We start from the raw sequence: 16,958 nt of genomic DNA on the forward strand, positions 1-16,958 counted from the left end.
AAGCCGATATGAAAGTGATCATAATGACAGGTTCGCACCCAAGGCATTATTATGTAGCTGAGCAATTAATCAAGACAGGAAAAGTAGTTGGCTGTCTAATTGAGCATAGAGAGAGCTTTGTTCCTGATCCGCCAGCTTCATTAAATGATCAGGACAAGCAAAACTTTATTCGTCATTTCCATGATCGAGACCAGTCGGAGCGTGCGATGTTTCCTTCGACTATAACGATACCGGATAGCGTTTCCGTAAGAAACGTTACGATTGATCAGCTGAATAGCCCGGAAACGATCAAGTGGATGACTTCCCTTGAGGCAGATGTGCTGATCAGCTATGGTGTGCATAAGTTAAGCAACGAGCTGTTGGCAGAAGCGCCTGAGTATGCATGGAATATTCATGGCGGGCTGTCTCCGTGGTACCGCGGCACGACAACTCTATTTTGGCCATTTTATATGCTGCAGCCGAATTGGGCGGGGATGACCGTTCATAAGCTGACAGCCAAGCTGGATGCAGGAGATATTTTGCATCATTCTGTCCCTGAGCTTAACTATGGTGACGGTATACACGATGTGGCTAATAAGGCGGTAAAGCAGGTTGCGGAGGATTTAAGCTACATATTAACGAACCTAAAGCTTGAGGAGCTCAGCTTTGTGCCGCAAAAATCAGCGGGCAAGCTGTTCTTATCTTCGGATTGGAAGCCAGAGCATTTAAGAGTGATCTATCAGCTTTTTGACAATAACATTGTAGATCGTTTTTTGGATGGAGAATTCCCTCGTACTGAGCCTCCTTTAGTACGAGCTTTTCATTGATAAATAATAGAAGCGAATACTGCGGCAGCAGCTGACGCTTCTATTTTATTTTTGTAAATACTAAGCCCAGTTCCAACTCTATTCTGTACGTTGTAACAATTCGATGTAAACATTTGTGACAAGAAAATTGTAGTTTATTTCATATTTTTGCTCGTTGCAAGCGTAAACGGGCTCTATCAGGGGTCAAAATAAAGGTGAAATTGAAAGTACAAAGTTTATTGGAATTGTGCAAGACGACAAATGTTAATCTTGTTTTTATGAATTCGCTTACAACTATATCGTTGACATTTTGAACCAACCATTGTATAGTCAAATTGTGGGCCACATAATGCAGCCACACAGCATTTAAATGACGAAGGGAATGTTTGCACATGCAAGGAAAAGTAAAATGGTTTAATGCAGAAAAAGGATACGGTTTCATCGAAACAGAACAAGGTGGCGATGTATTCGTACACTTCTCCGCTATCCAAACTGAAGGCTTCAAAACTCTAGAAGAAGGCCAAGCAGTTGAGTTCGATATCGTTGAAGGCGCACGCGGTCCACAAGCTGCAAACGTAGTTAAACTGTAATTATACGGCTAATCAGCCTCTATTATAGTGATGATGTCAAAAATCCTCTCTTTTTAAGAGAGGATTTTTTATTTGGCACAGCATCGATCATTTGAACAGCTAATTTAATGTAAGCTTTTGTAGCATTTATAATAGGAGGACATGTATGTTCGCACACGAGTGGAGCTGCGTCAAGAAGGAGACGCCTCGAATCGCTGTAGTTGGCAGCTTGAATATGGACCTGGTTGTAAGTGCCGCGGCATTTCCACGAAAAGGCGAAACGATAACAGGACATGCCATTCACTATATTCCTGGTGGCAAAGGCGCCAATCAGGCGGTTGCTTGTGCCAGATTGGGTGCAATGGTAAGCATGATTGGTGCTGTTGGTGACGATCAGTTTGGCCGTCGCCTGCGAGAGGTGCTGGAGCAGGAAGGGGTTGATGTGTCTGGTGTTGCCACACTGCCTGGAATTGCTACTGGCGTAGCCTCGATTATTCATGCCGAGCAGGACAATCGTATTATCGTTGTACCGGGGGCCAATGGCGAGGTAACGCCCGAGCTGATTGAACGGTATAGAGAGCAAATCACTGCCGCCGATGCTTTGCTTGTACAGCTCGAAATTCCGCTCCCTGCAGTCGAAAGCGCTTTGCGCATAGCTAGAGAAGAGGGAGTTACGACGATATTGAATCCTGCACCAGTGCAGCATTTGCCAGCTTCCTTGTTAAGCCTGGTCGATTATATAACGCCAAATGAACTCGAGTTCCAGATATTAGCCAGCAAGGCTGACTCGCAAGGCAATTTTGGGCAAGCTAACAGCAATAGTCACGCACGCGAAAAACAGAGGACTGATAGCGATAATGCTGAACAACAGCTGGCAGTGGAGCTTGAGCAAAATTTGCAGGCTTGGTCAGAGGCTGTTGCTCCAGCAATTGTACTGACACTTGGCAGTAAAGGAGCGTTGCTCTGCAAGGCTGGTGAGGTAAGTGCCGCAGCGGCCCCCCAGGTTCAGGTTGTAGATACGACGGGAGCGGGAGACTGCTTGAATGGCGCTTTTGCCACCTGTCTTGCTAAAGGGATGAGCCCGCAACAAGCGCTGCAGCTGGCCGTCAAAGCAGCCACGATTTCTGTTACGGTCTTTGGCGCTCAGGCTGGTATGCCAACCTGGGAGCAGTTAGATGTCGACATCTAAATTCAATTGCGAAATAACGAGCCGTCTTTTCTATATAAAGCAGTAAGCTGTGATTTATTAGAAGGACGGCTACTTGCATGTAAATAAGGGTATTCGAGCTTCCTATGTTGAGACCCTGATCCATGATTTTACACAGAGATAATTTTTCTGAAAATTCATAATTAACTAAAATCTATTTTGAATCTTCACCCTGCATATGCTATAATAACAACATATAAAGGAGGAGTGCCACATGAACTACAATATTCGAGGACAACGTGTTCAAGTTACTGATGCACTTAGGGACTATGCTGAGAAAAAGCTCAGCAGATTGGAGAAGTATTTCGATCCTTCGATCACCTCCGAGGTTAATGTTACACTCTCTGTAACGAAAGGCCAGCATACCGTTGAGGTTACTATACCGATTTCCGGAATGTTCCTTCGTGCAGAAGAACGCAGCGATGATATGTACGCTTCTATTGACTCTGTCATTGATAAGCTGGAGCGTCAAATTCGCAAGCATAAAACGAAATTGAATCGTAAAATTCGCCAAACAGGCGGCAGCAAGGAAATTGTGCAGGATCAGGGCTCAGCTGTTTCCGTACTGGACGAAGAAGAGGAATTCGAGCTTGTCCGTACCAAGCGCTTTACCTTTAAGCCAATGGATGTAGAGGAAGCCATTTTGCAAATGAATATGCTCGGTCATACCTTCTTTGTTTTCGCAAATGTCGATACGAAGTCTGTCAATGTCGTGTACAAACGTAGTGATGGGAAGTATGGCTTGATTGAACAACAATAATACAAGAGGAAGTTCAAAAAGCACGACTTTGATGACGAGGCGATTGCGTTGTAGTGTATTCGGCGGCGAATCTTGAACGCTAGCGAAAATTCCGGTGCTCACGTAGTAAGTACCTACGCTGCGCTCCTCATTTTCTACTAGCGTCCAAGCTTCTTGGTCCTGAAAGCCGAGCTTTTTGGACCTTAATTGAAAGAGGAAATTCAAAAAAGCCCCGAGCTTTTTGGACCTTAATTAAAAGAGGAATCTCAAAGGTGCGTTGAGACTTGCTGCTGCAGGTTTCAACAGCGCCTTTTTTATATTGGTTGAATATGGAGAGTTGACCGTTTGCTGGAGCAAATCGCAACTTCTTGCCAATAGTTGGCGTATGATAGGGTTATACATTGCGATAACTGCAACAAACTGTTAAAATTTTAAGCATAAGTCGAACAATCGGAAGGGGAAAGCCATGCTCGGATTGGTAAAGAAGATTTTTGGAGACTATAACGAGAAGGAAATAAAGCGGCTTACAAAGGTCGTTGAACAAATAAATGCAATGGAATCGCAATATCAGGCGCTTTCAGATGAACAGCTGCGTGCGAAAACGGAGGAATTTAAAGCGCGGGTAGCCAAAGGAGAATCGCTTGATGATTTACTGCCTGAAGCATTTGCTACTGCACGCGAGGCTTCCAAACGTGTACTGAACATGCGTCACTTTGATGTTCAGCTGCTAGGCGGTATGGTGCTTCATGAAGGCAAGATCGCAGAGATGAAAACAGGGGAAGGTAAAACACTCGTTGCTACACTTCCTGTTTATTTGAATGCTCTTGCTGGAAAAGGCGTTCATGTCGTTACGGTCAATAGTTACTTGGCTGAGCGCGATAGTAAAATAATGGGTCAGCTGTATGAGTTTCTTGGCTTGACAGTTGGCTGTAACTTGCACGGACTTTCTCATGCAGAAAAACAAGCTGCATATGCCTGTGATATTACGTACGGAACAAACAATGAGTTTGGCTTTGACTATTTGCGTGACAACATGGTGCTGTACAAAGAGCAAATGGTACAGCGTCCACTTAACTACGCGATCATTGACGAGGTCGACTCGATTCTAATTGATGAGGCGCGTACTCCGCTCATCATTTCTGGACAAGCTGCCAAATCTACCGAGCTATATCATGCAGCGCAACGCCTCGTTTCCCGCATGAAAGAGGAAGAAGATTTTACAATTGACATTAAGCTGAAAAATGTAATGCTGACTGAAGAAGGGGTTAACAAGTCGGAGCGTGCCTTCGGTATTGAAAACCTGTTTGATCATGCCAATGTGACGATCAACCACCATATTCAGCAGGCGCTTAAAGCGAACTACATTATGAAGCGCGATGTTGATTATGTTGTAGAAAATGAAGAAGTTGTGATCGTCGATGAATTTACGGGCCGTCTGATGGCTGGACGTCGCTACAGCGATGGCTTGCACCAAGCTATTGAAGCTAAAGAAGAATTAAAGGTGCAAAATGAAAGCATGACGCTAGCTACGATTACCTTCCAGAACTATTTCCGTATGTACCGCAAGCTTTCAGGTATGACAGGTACAGCGAAAACTGAGGAAGAGGAATTCCGTAAAATATATGGGCTTGATGTTATTCAAATCCCTACTAACCGTGCCATGATCCGTAATGATATGGCGGATGTTGTTTACAAAACAGTAAACGGCAAGTTCAAGGCGGTTGTTGAGGAGATTGTGGTGCGCCATAAAAAGAACCAGCCGGTGCTTGTAGGTACGATTTCCATCGAAAACTCGGAAGTGCTTTCTGAAATGCTGAAGCGACGTGGTGTTCAGCATAAAGTATTGAACGCCAAGTTCCATGCGGAGGAAGCTGAAATTATTTCACGTGCAGGCCAGCCTGGTGCCGTTACAATTGCAACCAATATGGCGGGTCGTGGTACCGATATTTTGCTTGGCGATGGTGTTGCAGAAATCGGCGGCTTGCATATTATTGGTACAGAGCGCCATGAAAGCCGTCGTATTGATAACCAGCTTCGCGGACGTGCCGGTCGTCAAGGCGATCCGGGCTCCTCGCAATTCTACTTGTCGCTTGAAGATGAGCTGATGCGTCGCTTTGGTGCAGAAAATATTATGGCGATGATGGATCGACTTGGCTTGGATGAGGATCAGCCGATCGAAAGTCGAATGATTACTAAAGCGGTTGAGTCTGCGCAAAAACGTGTTGAGGGCAATAACTTCGATACACGTAAAATCGTCCTGCAATATGACGATGTGATGAACCAGCAGCGCGAGGTTATCTACAAGCAGCGTCGCGATATTTTGGAATCAGACAACATTCGCGATGAAGTTATGGAGATGATCAAGCCTGTTATTGAGCGTACAGTCGAAGCGCACTGCGTAGGAGATATTCCGGAGGATTGGGATCTGCAGGCTATTATCGACTACGTGCATGCCAATCTGCTTGAAGAAGGCTCTCTAACTCGCGATGATATTTGGGGCAAGGAAAAAGATGAAATCGTCGAGACGATTTATAATAAAGTCGTTCAAGTATATGATGCGCGCGAGGAGCAGCTTGGCGCATTATCGATGCGTGAATTCGAGAAGGTTATTGTGCTTCGCGCGGTAGACTCCAAATGGATGGATCATATTGATGCGATGGATCATTTGCGTCAAGGTATTCACCTGCGCGCGTATGGCGGTACCGATCCACTTCGCGAATATCAGTTTGAAGGCTATGAAATGTTCCAGAGCATGATTGCCTCCATTCAAGAAGAGGTTGCCAAGTATATTATGAAGGCAAGAATTGAAAGCAACCTCGAACGTCAAGAGGTTGTGAAGGGACAAACGTCTTCAACAAGCGGCGGTGGCGAAGAAAATGCAAAACGCCCGGTACGCCGTGAAGAGCGCGTTGGACGCAACGATCTATGTCCGTGTGGGAGCGGCAAGAAATACAAGCAATGCCACGGCAAATAGAGCGGAAGTTTAAAAATCCGGACTTTGATGACGATGACGGGCGTTGTAGCGTAGTCGACGTCGAATCTTGAACGCTAGCGAAAATTCCGGTGCTCACGTAGTAAGTACCTACGCTGCGCTCCTCATTTTCTACTAGCGTCCAAGCTTCTTGGTCCTGAAAGCCCGGCTTTTTAAACCTTATTGGAAGTGAAAGTTTAAAAAACGGACTTTGATGACGATGACGGGCGATGTAGCTTAGTCGACGTCGAATATGTCACGCTAAGCAGTAAATTCTTTTATTTTAGGAGAACGATGATTATGATAGATGTTGCGGTAAAGCAAGAGCTTCGTGATATGGTCAGCCGATTACAGACTCTTAGGGGGTCTCTTTGACTTAGAACTGAAGCAGGAAATGATTGCGAACTATGAAGAGAAGATGTCTATGCCGGATTTTTGGGATGATAATGATCGGGCACAAACCATTATTTCTGAATTGAATGCGGTCAAGTCCGTCGTTGAGCAGTATAATAAGCTGCATAATGAGCAGCAAGAGCTTGAAATGATGCTGGAGCTGGTAGAGGAGGAGCAGGACGAGGAGATGGCAGGCGAGCTTGTCACGGGCATTACCGCCTTGTCGAATAAGCTGTCTGATTTTGAACTGCAATTGCTTCTTAACCAGCCTTATGATCGCCTGAATGCGATTGTTGAACTGCATCCCGGCGCTGGCGGTACTGAGTCACAGGACTGGGGCATGATGCTGTATCGGATGTATACGCGCTGGGCCGAGAAGCGCGGCTTTAAGGTCGAACTGCTTGATTATCAGCCGGGCGATGAAGCGGGAATTAAAAGCGTCAGCATGCTGGTCAAAGGCTATAATGCCTATGGCTATCTAAAAGCGGAAAAAGGCGTCCACCGTCTGGTGCGCATTTCACCGTTCGATTCCGCAGGACGACGCCATACATCCTTCGTTTCCTGTGATGTTGTGCCGGAAATTGATGATACGATTGAAATCGAGATCCGCTCGGAGGATTTAAAGGTCGATACGTATCGTGCCAGCGGCGCAGGCGGACAGCATGTCAATAAAACGGAGTCTGCGATTCGAATTACGCATATTCCTACAGGAATTGTCGTAGCTTGCCAGCAGGAGCGCTCGCAAATCGCCAACCGCGACCGTGCGATGAAAATGCTGCGCTCCAAGCTCTATGAGCGCAAGATTGAGGAGCAGATGAAGGAGCTTGCTGAAATACGGGGTGAGCAATCGGACATTGCCTGGGGCAGCCAAATTCGCTCTTATGTCTTCCACCCGTACAGCATGGTTAAGGATCATCGCACCTCGGTGGAAACAGGAAATGTTGGAGCAGTGATGGACGGGGATCTGGATATGTTTATTGACGGCTACCTGCGTAGCCAGATTAGGCAGCAAGCATAAGACTGGGGAGAGTTTGCGCGTTAGTGCGGCTCTCCCTTTTCCTTGAAAGGATGGCATTGTATGACGCAAAAGACGAGACGGCAAGCAAGAGCACCATTATCTCCATCCATGCAAGTGGCCTGGAACATGATTCAAGTCGTGGTCGGATCATGCTTGCTGGCACTGAGCTTTAATTTATTTTTGCTGCCTAGCGGTATCGCCTCTGGCGGGGTGGCTGGAATCTCAGTGCTTGTGCAGCGTGTCGCCAATATCGCGCCGGCAATTACGCAGTGGTCGTTTAATATTCCGCTATTTATAGCGGCGATTGCTGTGCTTGGCAAAAAGTTCGGCGCTAAATCGATATTAGGCTCCATCATTTTTCCTTTTTTCGTGTTATTGACCGCTCATCTGCCTGCGCCGACGGATAATCCGATTCTTGCGGCTATTTATGGCGGCATCGGTGTAGGGTTAGGATTGTCGATCGTGTTCCGTGGAGGCGGCTCGACAGGCGGACTAGACCTTGCTGCGCAAATGCTGCATAAACTTACAGGAATTCCGTATAATCTTGCAGTGGTTTGCTTTGACGGTGCTGTTATTATTGGCACGGCAATCATTATTTCTCCTGAGGTTGCGCTTTACGCGCTCATTTCGTTGTTTGTGACAAGCAAAACAATTGATTTTGCACAAAATGGACTGCAGCTGTCAAAGGTCGCATTTATTATAAGCGAGCGTTCTGAAGAGCTGGAGCCGATCATTTTGCATGATTTGGATCGTGGCTTAACGAAGCTGAAAGGGGAAGGCGGCTATACTGGACATGCGCGCAATGTGATCATGGTCGTTGTTGCCCAGCATGAAGTAGTTAAGCTGAAAAAAACAGTTGCCAGGCATGATCCGAGCGCATTTGTCATTATAAGCAACACGGCAGAGGTGCTGGGAGAAGGCTTTAAATCGTATCAATAAACCATGTCAAAAGAACATTGTATTTTTATAAATGTGAATGTATAATAATACAATGTTCTGCATATTCATTTTCATAATCTCCTATTGTAAAATAGTAAAATAGACAAGTGCGAATTCGAATGGACCTGTGAAACCGAACAAAGATTAATAGAGTTGATAGACGGGTGCGAGAGGAAGCGATATTAATGAGTACGAAGCTGAAAATTGCAATTGTAGGTTCGACCGGCTACGGAGGCGTTGAATTGATGCGTCTGCTGCAGTCTCATCCATACGCGGAAATTACTTCAGTTATTTCTTCATCAAGTGCAGGCTCACGTGTAACGGAGGGCTATCCGCATTTGCAGCATATTCGAGAAGAGGTGCTTGATGATGTTGATCCGCAGCTAATTAAGCAAAAGGCTGATCTGGTATTTTTGGCAACGCCGGCAGGTGTAGCATCCAAGCTTGCGCCACAGTATTTGGCTGAGGGCTTAAAGGTGATTGATCTATCAGGAGATTTTCGTCTGAAAGATCGAGCCGTGTATGAGCAATGGTATAGGAAGCCGGCAGCGGAGCAGGCGGATCTTGATCAAGCGATCTTTGGACTGGCAGAAGTATACGGCTCACAAGTAAGCGACGCTGCGTTCATTTCCAATCCAGGCTGCTTTCCAACGGCAACCTTGCTAGGAATTGTTCCGGCATTGCAGGCTGGCCTTATCGATCATAGCACATTAATTGTTGATGCCAAATCAGGTGTATCAGGTGCAGGCCGCGGCGCTTCGCTTGGTACTCATTATTCTGAGCTGAACGAAAATTTCAAGGCATATAAGGTAAATCAGCATCAGCATATCCCGGAAATCGAGATGGTGCTGTCACAAGTAGCAGGCGAGCAAGTGACGGTTACGTTTACCACTCATCTTGTGCCGATGACGCGCGGCATTTTGGCTACAAGCTATGCCAAGCTAAAGCAGGATGTTACGGAGCAGCAGCTGATCGAGCTATATGAGCAGTACTATGCGGGTCGCTCTTTTGTACGTATTCGTCCGCAGGGCCAATTGCCTGCAACGAAGGAAGTGTGGGGCTCCAATTATTGCGATATCGGTTTTTCTGTTGACCCTCGCACCAAGCGCGTAACGATTATTTCGGTAATTGATAATCTTGTAAAGGGCGCTGCAGGTCAAGCAATTCAAAATATGAATATTATGATGGGATGGGACGAGACACTTGGCTTGCAATTCGTTCCAGTTTACCCTTAATTATAAGGAGAGCGAGATAAAATGGCAGACGGACAGCAATTTAATATTGTAACGGAAGGCTCCGTGACAACGCCGCAAGGCTTTACTGCAGGTGGACTGCATTGTGGATTGAAAAAGACAGATCGCCATGATTTGGGGGCGATTGTATGCGAGGTGGCTGCAGCAGCAGCGGCGGTGTATACGACCAATGTATTTCAGGCTGCGCCTATTAAAGTAACGCGGGAAAGCCTTGCAAGCAGCGGAAGGCTGCGAGCTGTCATCGTCAATAGCGGCAATGCCAACGCATGTACGGGCAAGCAAGGAGAAGAGGATGCGTACAGCATGCGCAATGCATTTGCTGAAGCCATTGGAGTGGCCAACGAAGAAGTTGCAGTAGCCTCTACCGGAGTAATCGGCGAGCTGCTTAAAATGGATAAGGTTTATGCTGGCATTAAGCAGCTGCCTGGCAAGCTGCAGGCAGATGATCAAGCTGCTGAAGACTTTAGCCAAGCGATTTTGACGACTGATCTTGTGAAAAAAACGATTGCTGTTGAGCTTAATATCGACGGCAAGGCTGTGAAAATTGGCGGTGCAGCCAAGGGCTCGGGAATGATTCACCCGAATATGGCGACTATGCTTGGCTTCGTTACAACTGATGCCAATATTGAACCTTCTTCTCTGCAAAACTTGCTGCGCGAGGTTACGAACGTTAGCTTTAATATGATTACGGTGGACGGAGACACTAGCACGAATGATATGCTGATTGCGCTGGCAAGCGGCTTGGCAGGCAACGATTCGCTGTCAGAGGCTCATCCTTCCTGGGGATCGTTCAAAGCGGCGCTAACCTTTGTTTGTGTGCATTTGGCCAAGGCGATTGCGCGCGACGGAGAAGGGGCTACCAAGCTTGTTGAAGTACGTGTACAGGGAGCGGTCAATGATGAAGCGGCTCAAGCGATTGCGAAAACGATTATCGGCTCATCGCTTGTCAAATCTGCCGTGTTTGGCGCTGATGCCAACTGGGGACGGATCATTGCCGCTGTAGGACGCGCAGGCCAGCCTGTTAATCCGGATACAGTTGATATCGCATTAGGTGATATTGTTACATTGCGACAATCGTCTCCTGTAGCGTTTGACGAGGAGCAGGCGTTGGAATACCTGAAGGGGGACACGGTAATTATTTCCGTAAACCTCAACATGGAAAACGGCAAGGCAATTGCCTGGGGCTGCGACTTGACCTACGATTATGTACGTATCAATGCAGCTTACCGCACATAGGAGGATGAGGATGGAAAAGCAGCGCTTTGTTATGAAATGCGGCGGCAGCACTTTGGCGGCATTGCCGGACAGCTTTTTCGCGGAGCTTCGCGAGCTGCAGGCAAGCGGGGTTGCTCCAGTAATTGTGCATGGCGGTGGACCGGCGATATCGGAAACGCTGGATAAGCTTGGCATCGAGACGGAGTTTGTCCAAGGACTGCGCAAAACGAATGATCAGGTGCTTGATGTTGTAGAAATGGTGCTTGCTGGACGCATTAATAAAGAAATTGTGCGCAAAATGGAAACGAATGGCGCTAAGGCGATCGGCTTATCTGGAGTGGATGGCATGCTGATTCAAGCTAAGCCTGTCGCCAATCATCAGGAAATCGGCTTTGTCGGCGAGGTAACAAGCGTCAACGCAACAATCGTCGAGGGGATTATGAGCATGGGCTATATTCCAGTCATCGCTCCAATCGGCATTGATCAAACGGGACAGCGCTATAATATTAACGCTGATACAGCAGCAGGAGCAGTTGCTTCTCAGCTTGGCGTGTCGCGCATGATTGTCGTGACGGATGTGCCGGGCATTTTGAAAACGGTCGATGGTGAAAAGGTTACATTGCCTGAGGTGACTGTAGCAGATATTGAAGCGATGATTGCCAGCGGCGAAATTTATGGCGGCATGATTCCGAAGGTAAGAGCGGCGATGCAATGCATCCATGGCGATGTGCAGGAGGTTGTTATCGTTAGCGGTTCGATTGAAGGTGTGCTGACACAGGCTGTTACAACAGGTGGAGTGGGAACGGTCATTAAGCAATAGAGAGGTGTTTCTTATGAGTCAAGGTACAATAGAAACGACGGAACAAGCGCTTTTTCCAACCTATGCGAGATATCCGCAAGCGATTGTAAAAGGCGAGGGAAGCTGGCTATGGGACAGCGAGGGCAATAAATATTTGGACTTTATGAGCGGCATTGCGGTAACGAATCTTGGGCATGTGCCTAAGGCGGTCAAGGAGGCGCTAGTCGCTCAGCTTGATTCACTTTGGCATATATCGAATCTGTTTCATATTCCCAATCAAGCGGAAGCTGGCAAGCTAATTACCGATAACAGCTGCGCTGATGCAGTATTTTTCTGCAATTCTGGCGCAGAGGCGAATGAGGCGGCGATAAAGCTTGCTCGTCGCTATCAGCAAAAGGTAAAAGGCAATGGCCGCTATGAAGTGATAACCTTTCATCAATCCTTCCATGGGCGTACATTGGCAACCTTGACTGCTACCGGACAGGACAAAGTGAAGGACGGCTTTGGACCGCTGCCAGCAGGCTTTAAGCATGTGCCGTATAACGATCTTGCTGCGCTTAAAGCTGCAATTACGAATGAAACGGCAGCTATTATGCTGGAAATGGTGCAAGCTGAAGGCGGAATCCATCCGGTTGATCCGCAATTTATTCAAGCAGTTGCCCAGTTGTGCAAGGCGGAAGGCATTTTGCTCATCGTTGATGAAATCCAGACAGGGATTGGCAGAACAGGCAAGCTGTTCGCATTCGAGCATTTCGGCATCGAGCCGGATATTTTTACAATGGCGAAGGGGCTTGGCAGCGGTTTTCCGGTTGGCGCGATGGCAGCCAAGGAAGAGCTGCGTGAAGCGTTCACTGCCGGCAGCCATGGTTCAACCTTTGGCGGCACGCCGATTGCTACAGCAGCAGTGAAAGCGACACTGGAAACGATTATCGGCCAACAAGTGCCAGCGCATGCAGCCCAGCAAGGCGAATATTTGCTTTCCAAGCTACGCCAGCAGCTGGCAGGCTGCACCTTTGTCAATGAGGTGCGCGGCTTGGGCTTGATCGTAGGGATTGAATGTAAGGAGCCTGTTGCTGAACTCGTTGTAGAAGCTCAGAAGCAGGGCTTGCTGGTCATTACAGCTGGTCCGAACGTGATTCGTTTGCTGCCGAATTTGCTGGTGACGAATGAAGAAATCGACCAAGCAGTAGCAATTCTTGCAAGCATTCTATCCGCACGTTAAACTAGCAATCTAAACAATGGTCACGACATTGCTGATGCGCTCCGGCATAACCGCCTGGAGCGGCATCAGCATTAGTATTGTATAGCAAAAGGAGGCGTTACATATGGTAAGTAGTAAAGCGGAAATCGCACAAAGCATGAAGGGCAGAGACTTTTTAATGCTTGTCGATTTTACGAAAGAGGAACTGCAATATTTAATTGATTTGGCAATTGAGCTTAAAGCAAAGCTGAAGGCTGGCGAGGAGCATAAGCTGCTGAACGGCAAAACGATCGGCTTAATTTTTGAAAAATCGTCGACCCGTACACGAGTGTCCTTTGAGGTGGGCATCTATCAATTGGGCGGTCAAGGGTTGTTTTTAAGCGGCAATGATTTGCAAATTGGACGCGGCGAAACGATTTTAGACACGGCGCAAACCTTGTCTCGCTATTTGGACGGAATAATGATTCGCACCTTTGAGCATCGCAAGGTTGTAGAGCTGGCGCGCGGTGCTACGATCCCGGTTATTAACGGCTTGACTGACCTGTCTCACCCATGTCAGGCGCTTGCTGATTTCCAGACAATTTATGAGAAGCATGGCTCCTTCGAAGGCGTGAAGCTTGCATATATCGGCGATGGCAACAATATGGTACACTCTCTAATGATGGGAGCTGCCAAGCTTGGAGTCGATATGTCGATTGCAACTCCTGAAGGCTATGAGCCGGATGAGGACATTATTGCGCAGACGATGGCGGCAGCTGAGGAAACCGGTGCAAAAATTGTCGTTTGCCGTGATCCGAAGGAAGCGATTCAAGGCGCTCATTTTGTATATACCGATGTTTGGGCAAGCATGGGCCAAGAGGCCGAGCAAAAGGAACGCGAGGTGGCATTTGCCAGCTATCAGGTTGATGAGGAGCTTGTTAAGCTTGCTAGCCCTAATTATATGTTTATGCACTGCTTGCCAGCCCACCGTGGCGAAGAAGTAACTGAAGGTGTTATTGATGGCGAGCATTCGATTATTTTTGATCAGGCTGAAAATCGACTGCATGCGCAAAAAGCGATTATGGCAGCGATTATGTCCTAATACACCGCTTTGAATCATAGAAAAGGAGAGATTGAATATGGCAAAGGATAAAATTGTATTGGCCTATTCAGGTGGTCTTGATACATCGATCATTCTAAAATGGCTAAAGGAAACGTATGATGCGGAAATTATCGCATTTACTGCTGATATCGGACAGAAGGAAGAGCTTGATGGACTTGAAGAAAAAGCATTGAAAACGGGTGCTTCCAAAGTCTATATTGATGATTTGCGCGATGAGTTTGCCAAAGACTTTATTTTCCCGATGTTCCAGGCGGCTACGATGTATGAAGGCCAATATTTGCTTGGCACATCGATTGCTCGTCCGCTTATCGCCAAGCGCATGGTAGAAATTGCACGCGCTGAAGGCGCGAAATATATTGCGCATGGTGCGACGGGCAAAGGTAATGACCAGGTGCGCTTCGAGCTGGGCGTCGCTGCGCTCGCTCCTGAAATTGAAGTGATTGCGCCTTGGCGCTCTGAGCAGTTCCGCTCCGACTTCCCGGGCCGTGCAGAAATGATCGCATTTGCCGAGAAGCATGGCATTCCAGTAACCGCTTCTGCTGCCAAGCCATATTCAACTGACCGCAATCTGCTGCATATCAGCTTTGAAAGCGGCATGCTGGAGGACCCTTGGTTCGATCCAAGCGCTGAGGAAAATGAAGAGATGTACGTGCTGAGCGTATCGCCAGAGCGCGCGCCAGACCAGGCTGAATATGTGGAGCTAACGTTCGAGCAAGGGAACTGCGTGGCGATTAACGGAGAAGCAATGTCTCCGCTGCAAGTAATGGAAAAGCTGAATGAGCTGGGCGGCAAGCATGGTATTGGCCGTGTCGATATGGTTGAAAACCGCTTTGTCGGCATGAAGAGCCGCGGCGTATATGAAACGCCAGGCGGTACAATTCTGTTTACTGCACATCGCAAAATGGAATCGTTGACGATGGACCGTGAAGTCATGCATCTGCGCGATTCACTGATTTCCAAATATAGCGAGCTTGTTTACAATGGCTTCTGGTTTGCTCCTGAACGCTTGGCGCTGCAGGCGCTTGTAACCGAGTCGCAAAAAAATGTATCCGGCGTTGTCCGCTTGAAGCTGTATAAAGGCAATGTAATCGGTGCCGGCGTAAAAAGCCCGGTCAGCTTGTATAATCCGGATATTGCTACGATGGAGGCAGATCCTTCCCAGGCTTATGACCAAGGCGATGCAACGGGCTTCATTCGCTTGAACGCTTTGCGCTTGAAGGTTTCGGCTGGAGTAAATCAAAGCAAGTAAATGTAAAGGGATGTGGATTCGTGAGTAAGCTATGGGGCGGTCGGTTCACTAAAAAAACGGACCAGTTAGTAGAAGAATATACAGCATCGATAACCTTCGACAAGGCGCTTGCAGAGGAAGACATTCAAGGCAGTTTGGCGCATGTAACGATGCTAGGCAAGCAAGGCATCGTGCCGCAGGAGGATGTAGAAACGATTAAGGCTGGCTTGCTGCGCGTGCTGGAGCGCATTCGCAGCGGCGAGCAGCAATTTTCAATTAGCGACGAGGATATTCATATGAATATCGAGAAAGCGCTGATCGACGATGTAGGACCAGTAGGCGGCAAGCTTCATACTGGCCGCAGCCGCAATGACCAGGTAGCGACCGATATGCATTTGTGGCTGCGCAAGCGCGTTGTTGAATTTGTTGAGCTGCTGCGCAAGCTGCAGGAGGCGCTAATTGGGCAGGCGAAGGCGAATATTGATACAATTGTGCCTGGCTATACGCATTTGCAGCGTGCACAGCCGATCTTGTTTGCGCATCATATGATGGCCTATGTATCGATGTTTGGCCGCGACATTGAGCGCTTGCAGGACAGCTACAAGCGGATCAACGTGCTGCCGTTAGGTGCCGGCGCTCTTGCGGGAACAACGTTTCCGATTGATCGCCACTTTGTAGCGGAGCAATTGAATTTTGACCGCGTCTATGAAAACAGTTTGGATGCAGTTAGCGACCGTGATTTTATTGTGGAATTTTTGGCTGATGCGGCGATTATTATGATGCATTTGTCTCGCTTGAGCGAGGAGCTGATTATGTGGTCCAGCACCGAGTTCAGCTTTGTCGAGCTGGATGACGCATTCTGTACTGGCAGCAGCATTATGCCGCAAAAGAAAAATCCGGACGTGCCTGAGCTGGTGCGCGGCAAAACAGGCCGCGTTTACGGCGATTTGATCGGCTTGCTAACTGTATTGAAATCTTTGCCGCTTGCCTACAACAAAGATATGCAAGAGGATAAAGAAGGAATGTTCGATACGGTTACGACGCTGCAAGGGGCGCTTCAGCTATTTGCGCCTATGATTGCAACGATGAAGGTCAACCAATCGCGCATGCGTCAAGCGGTTAATCAGGATTTCTCCAATGCAACCGATATCGCTGACTTCCTTGTAAATAAAGGCTTGCCTTTCCGTCAAGCGCATGAAGTCATTGGCAAAACAGTATTGTACTGCATTGAAAACAATAAATATTTGCTGGATTTGTCGCTTGATGAATTCAAGCAATTCTCGGAGCTGTTTGACGAGCGCATTTATGATGTGCTGCAGCCAGAGCAGGTGGTCAACGCGCGTAATGTGTATGGCGGAACCGCCAAGCCTCAAGTAGAGGCCGCGATTTCACGTGCTGAAGAAGCGCTGCAGGCGACTGCTGGCTGGGTAGCTGAATATATGGAGCGCAGCCAGTCATAAGCTCTCCTTTTAAATAAAACAGTTACGCAAGAAGCGCAAGCTGCCTGAGCTGATCAGCTCAGTAGCTTGCGCTGTTTTC

The 16,958-nt window shown here is 47.6% G+C and carries 14 protein-coding genes; all 14 read left to right on the forward strand.

Translation table 11 applies throughout. The annotated features are described in order from the left end of the window. Positions 1-8: 8 nt before the first annotated feature. Positions 9-806, forward strand: a complete 798-nt coding sequence (locus tag KJS52_RS23670; protein WP_213519775.1) for a formyltransferase family protein — start codon at positions 9-11, stop codon at positions 804-806. 371 nt (positions 807-1,177) lie between these two features. Further along, complete coding sequence (locus tag KJS52_RS23675) at positions 1,178-1,375, forward strand: cold shock domain-containing protein (RefSeq protein ID WP_213519776.1); 198 nt, start codon at positions 1,178-1,180, stop codon at positions 1,373-1,375. Between the two features lie 145 nt (positions 1,376-1,520). Further along, positions 1,521-2,543 carry a ribokinase gene (locus KJS52_RS23680; RefSeq protein WP_213519777.1) on the forward strand — a complete coding sequence of 341 codons (1,023 nt, stop codon included), beginning with the start codon at positions 1,521-1,523 and terminating at the stop codon, positions 2,541-2,543. A gap of 232 nt (positions 2,544-2,775) precedes the next feature. After that, positions 2,776-3,321 carry a ribosome hibernation-promoting factor, HPF/YfiA family gene (gene hpf, locus KJS52_RS23685; RefSeq protein WP_213519778.1) on the forward strand — a complete coding sequence of 182 codons (546 nt, stop codon included), beginning with the start codon at positions 2,776-2,778 and terminating at the stop codon, positions 3,319-3,321. A gap of 445 nt (positions 3,322-3,766) precedes the next feature. Continuing rightward, entirely contained in the window at positions 3,767-6,274 is a 2,508-nt protein-coding gene (secA, locus tag KJS52_RS23690; protein ID WP_213519779.1) for a preprotein translocase subunit SecA, read from the forward strand. 297 nt (positions 6,275-6,571) lie between these two features. Further along, a protein-coding gene (gene prfB / locus KJS52_RS23695) for a peptide chain release factor 2 (protein WP_213519780.1) occupies positions 6,572-7,682 on the forward strand; the annotation gives its coding sequence in 2 pieces (ribosomal slippage) (positions 6,572-6,643 and positions 6,645-7,682; 1,110 coding nt in all). 60 nt (positions 7,683-7,742) lie between these two features. Then, positions 7,743-8,621, forward strand: coding sequence for a YitT family protein (locus tag KJS52_RS23700; RefSeq protein WP_213519781.1), 879 nt, complete (start codon positions 7,743-7,745; stop codon positions 8,619-8,621). A gap of 185 nt (positions 8,622-8,806) precedes the next feature. Continuing rightward, positions 8,807-9,856 (forward strand): N-acetyl-gamma-glutamyl-phosphate reductase, encoded by a 1,050-nt coding sequence (gene argC, locus KJS52_RS23705; RefSeq protein WP_213519782.1) that lies wholly within the window; start codon positions 8,807-8,809, stop codon positions 9,854-9,856. A 21-nt stretch (positions 9,857-9,877) separates the two neighbouring features. Then, the gene (gene argJ, locus KJS52_RS23710) at positions 9,878-11,110 is read left to right on the forward strand and encodes a bifunctional ornithine acetyltransferase/N-acetylglutamate synthase (RefSeq protein WP_213519783.1); all 1,233 of its coding nucleotides are present in this window, start codon (positions 9,878-9,880) and stop codon (positions 11,108-11,110) included. A gap of 10 nt (positions 11,111-11,120) precedes the next feature. Continuing rightward, positions 11,121-11,909: an acetylglutamate kinase gene (gene argB / locus KJS52_RS23715; RefSeq protein WP_213519784.1), complete on the forward strand. Its 789-nt coding sequence runs from the start codon at positions 11,121-11,123 to the stop codon at positions 11,907-11,909. 13 nt (positions 11,910-11,922) lie between these two features. Continuing rightward, positions 11,923-13,110, forward strand: a complete 1,188-nt coding sequence (gene argD / locus KJS52_RS23720) for an acetylornithine transaminase (RefSeq protein WP_213519785.1) — start codon at positions 11,923-11,925, stop codon at positions 13,108-13,110. A gap of 103 nt (positions 13,111-13,213) precedes the next feature. Beyond that, positions 13,214-14,170, forward strand: a complete 957-nt coding sequence (argF, locus tag KJS52_RS23725; protein ID WP_213519786.1) for an ornithine carbamoyltransferase — start codon at positions 13,214-13,216, stop codon at positions 14,168-14,170. 37 nt (positions 14,171-14,207) lie between these two features. Then, the gene (locus tag KJS52_RS23730; protein WP_213519787.1) at positions 14,208-15,440 is read left to right on the forward strand and encodes an argininosuccinate synthase; all 1,233 of its coding nucleotides are present in this window, start codon (positions 14,208-14,210) and stop codon (positions 15,438-15,440) included. Between the two features lie 20 nt (positions 15,441-15,460). Continuing rightward, positions 15,461-16,879: an argininosuccinate lyase gene (gene argH, locus KJS52_RS23735; protein WP_213519788.1), complete on the forward strand. Its 1,419-nt coding sequence runs from the start codon at positions 15,461-15,463 to the stop codon at positions 16,877-16,879. Positions 16,880-16,958 lie beyond the last annotated feature (79 nt).

Origin of the sequence: Paenibacillus montaniterrae (assembly GCF_018403185.1) — a bacterium.
Classification (GTDB): domain Bacteria; phylum Bacillota; class Bacilli; order Paenibacillales; family Paenibacillaceae; genus Pristimantibacillus; species Pristimantibacillus montaniterrae.

Bases quoted from the DNA above. Each gene is read 5' to 3' on its own strand.
- KJS52_RS23670 (WP_213519775.1), top strand. From the start codon at position 9: ATGAAAGTGATCATAATGACAGGTTCGCACCCAAGGCATTATTATGTA.
- KJS52_RS23675 (WP_213519776.1), top strand. From the start codon at position 1,178: ATGCAAGGAAAAGTAAAATGGTTTAATGCAGAAAAAGGATACGGTTTC.
- KJS52_RS23680 (WP_213519777.1), top strand. From the start codon at position 1,521: ATGTTCGCACACGAGTGGAGCTGCGTCAAGAAGGAGACGCCTCGAATC.
- hpf (WP_213519778.1), top strand. From the start codon at position 2,776: ATGAACTACAATATTCGAGGACAACGTGTTCAAGTTACTGATGCACTT.
- secA (WP_213519779.1), top strand. From the start codon at position 3,767: ATGCTCGGATTGGTAAAGAAGATTTTTGGAGACTATAACGAGAAGGAA.
- KJS52_RS23700 (WP_213519781.1), top strand. From the start codon at position 7,743: ATGACGCAAAAGACGAGACGGCAAGCAAGAGCACCATTATCTCCATCC.
- argC (WP_213519782.1), top strand. From the start codon at position 8,807: ATGAGTACGAAGCTGAAAATTGCAATTGTAGGTTCGACCGGCTACGGA.
- argJ (WP_213519783.1), top strand. From the start codon at position 9,878: ATGGCAGACGGACAGCAATTTAATATTGTAACGGAAGGCTCCGTGACA.
- argB (WP_213519784.1), top strand. From the start codon at position 11,121: ATGGAAAAGCAGCGCTTTGTTATGAAATGCGGCGGCAGCACTTTGGCG.
- argD (WP_213519785.1), top strand. From the start codon at position 11,923: ATGAGTCAAGGTACAATAGAAACGACGGAACAAGCGCTTTTTCCAACC.
- argF (WP_213519786.1), top strand. From the start codon at position 13,214: ATGGTAAGTAGTAAAGCGGAAATCGCACAAAGCATGAAGGGCAGAGAC.
- KJS52_RS23730 (WP_213519787.1), top strand. From the start codon at position 14,208: ATGGCAAAGGATAAAATTGTATTGGCCTATTCAGGTGGTCTTGATACA.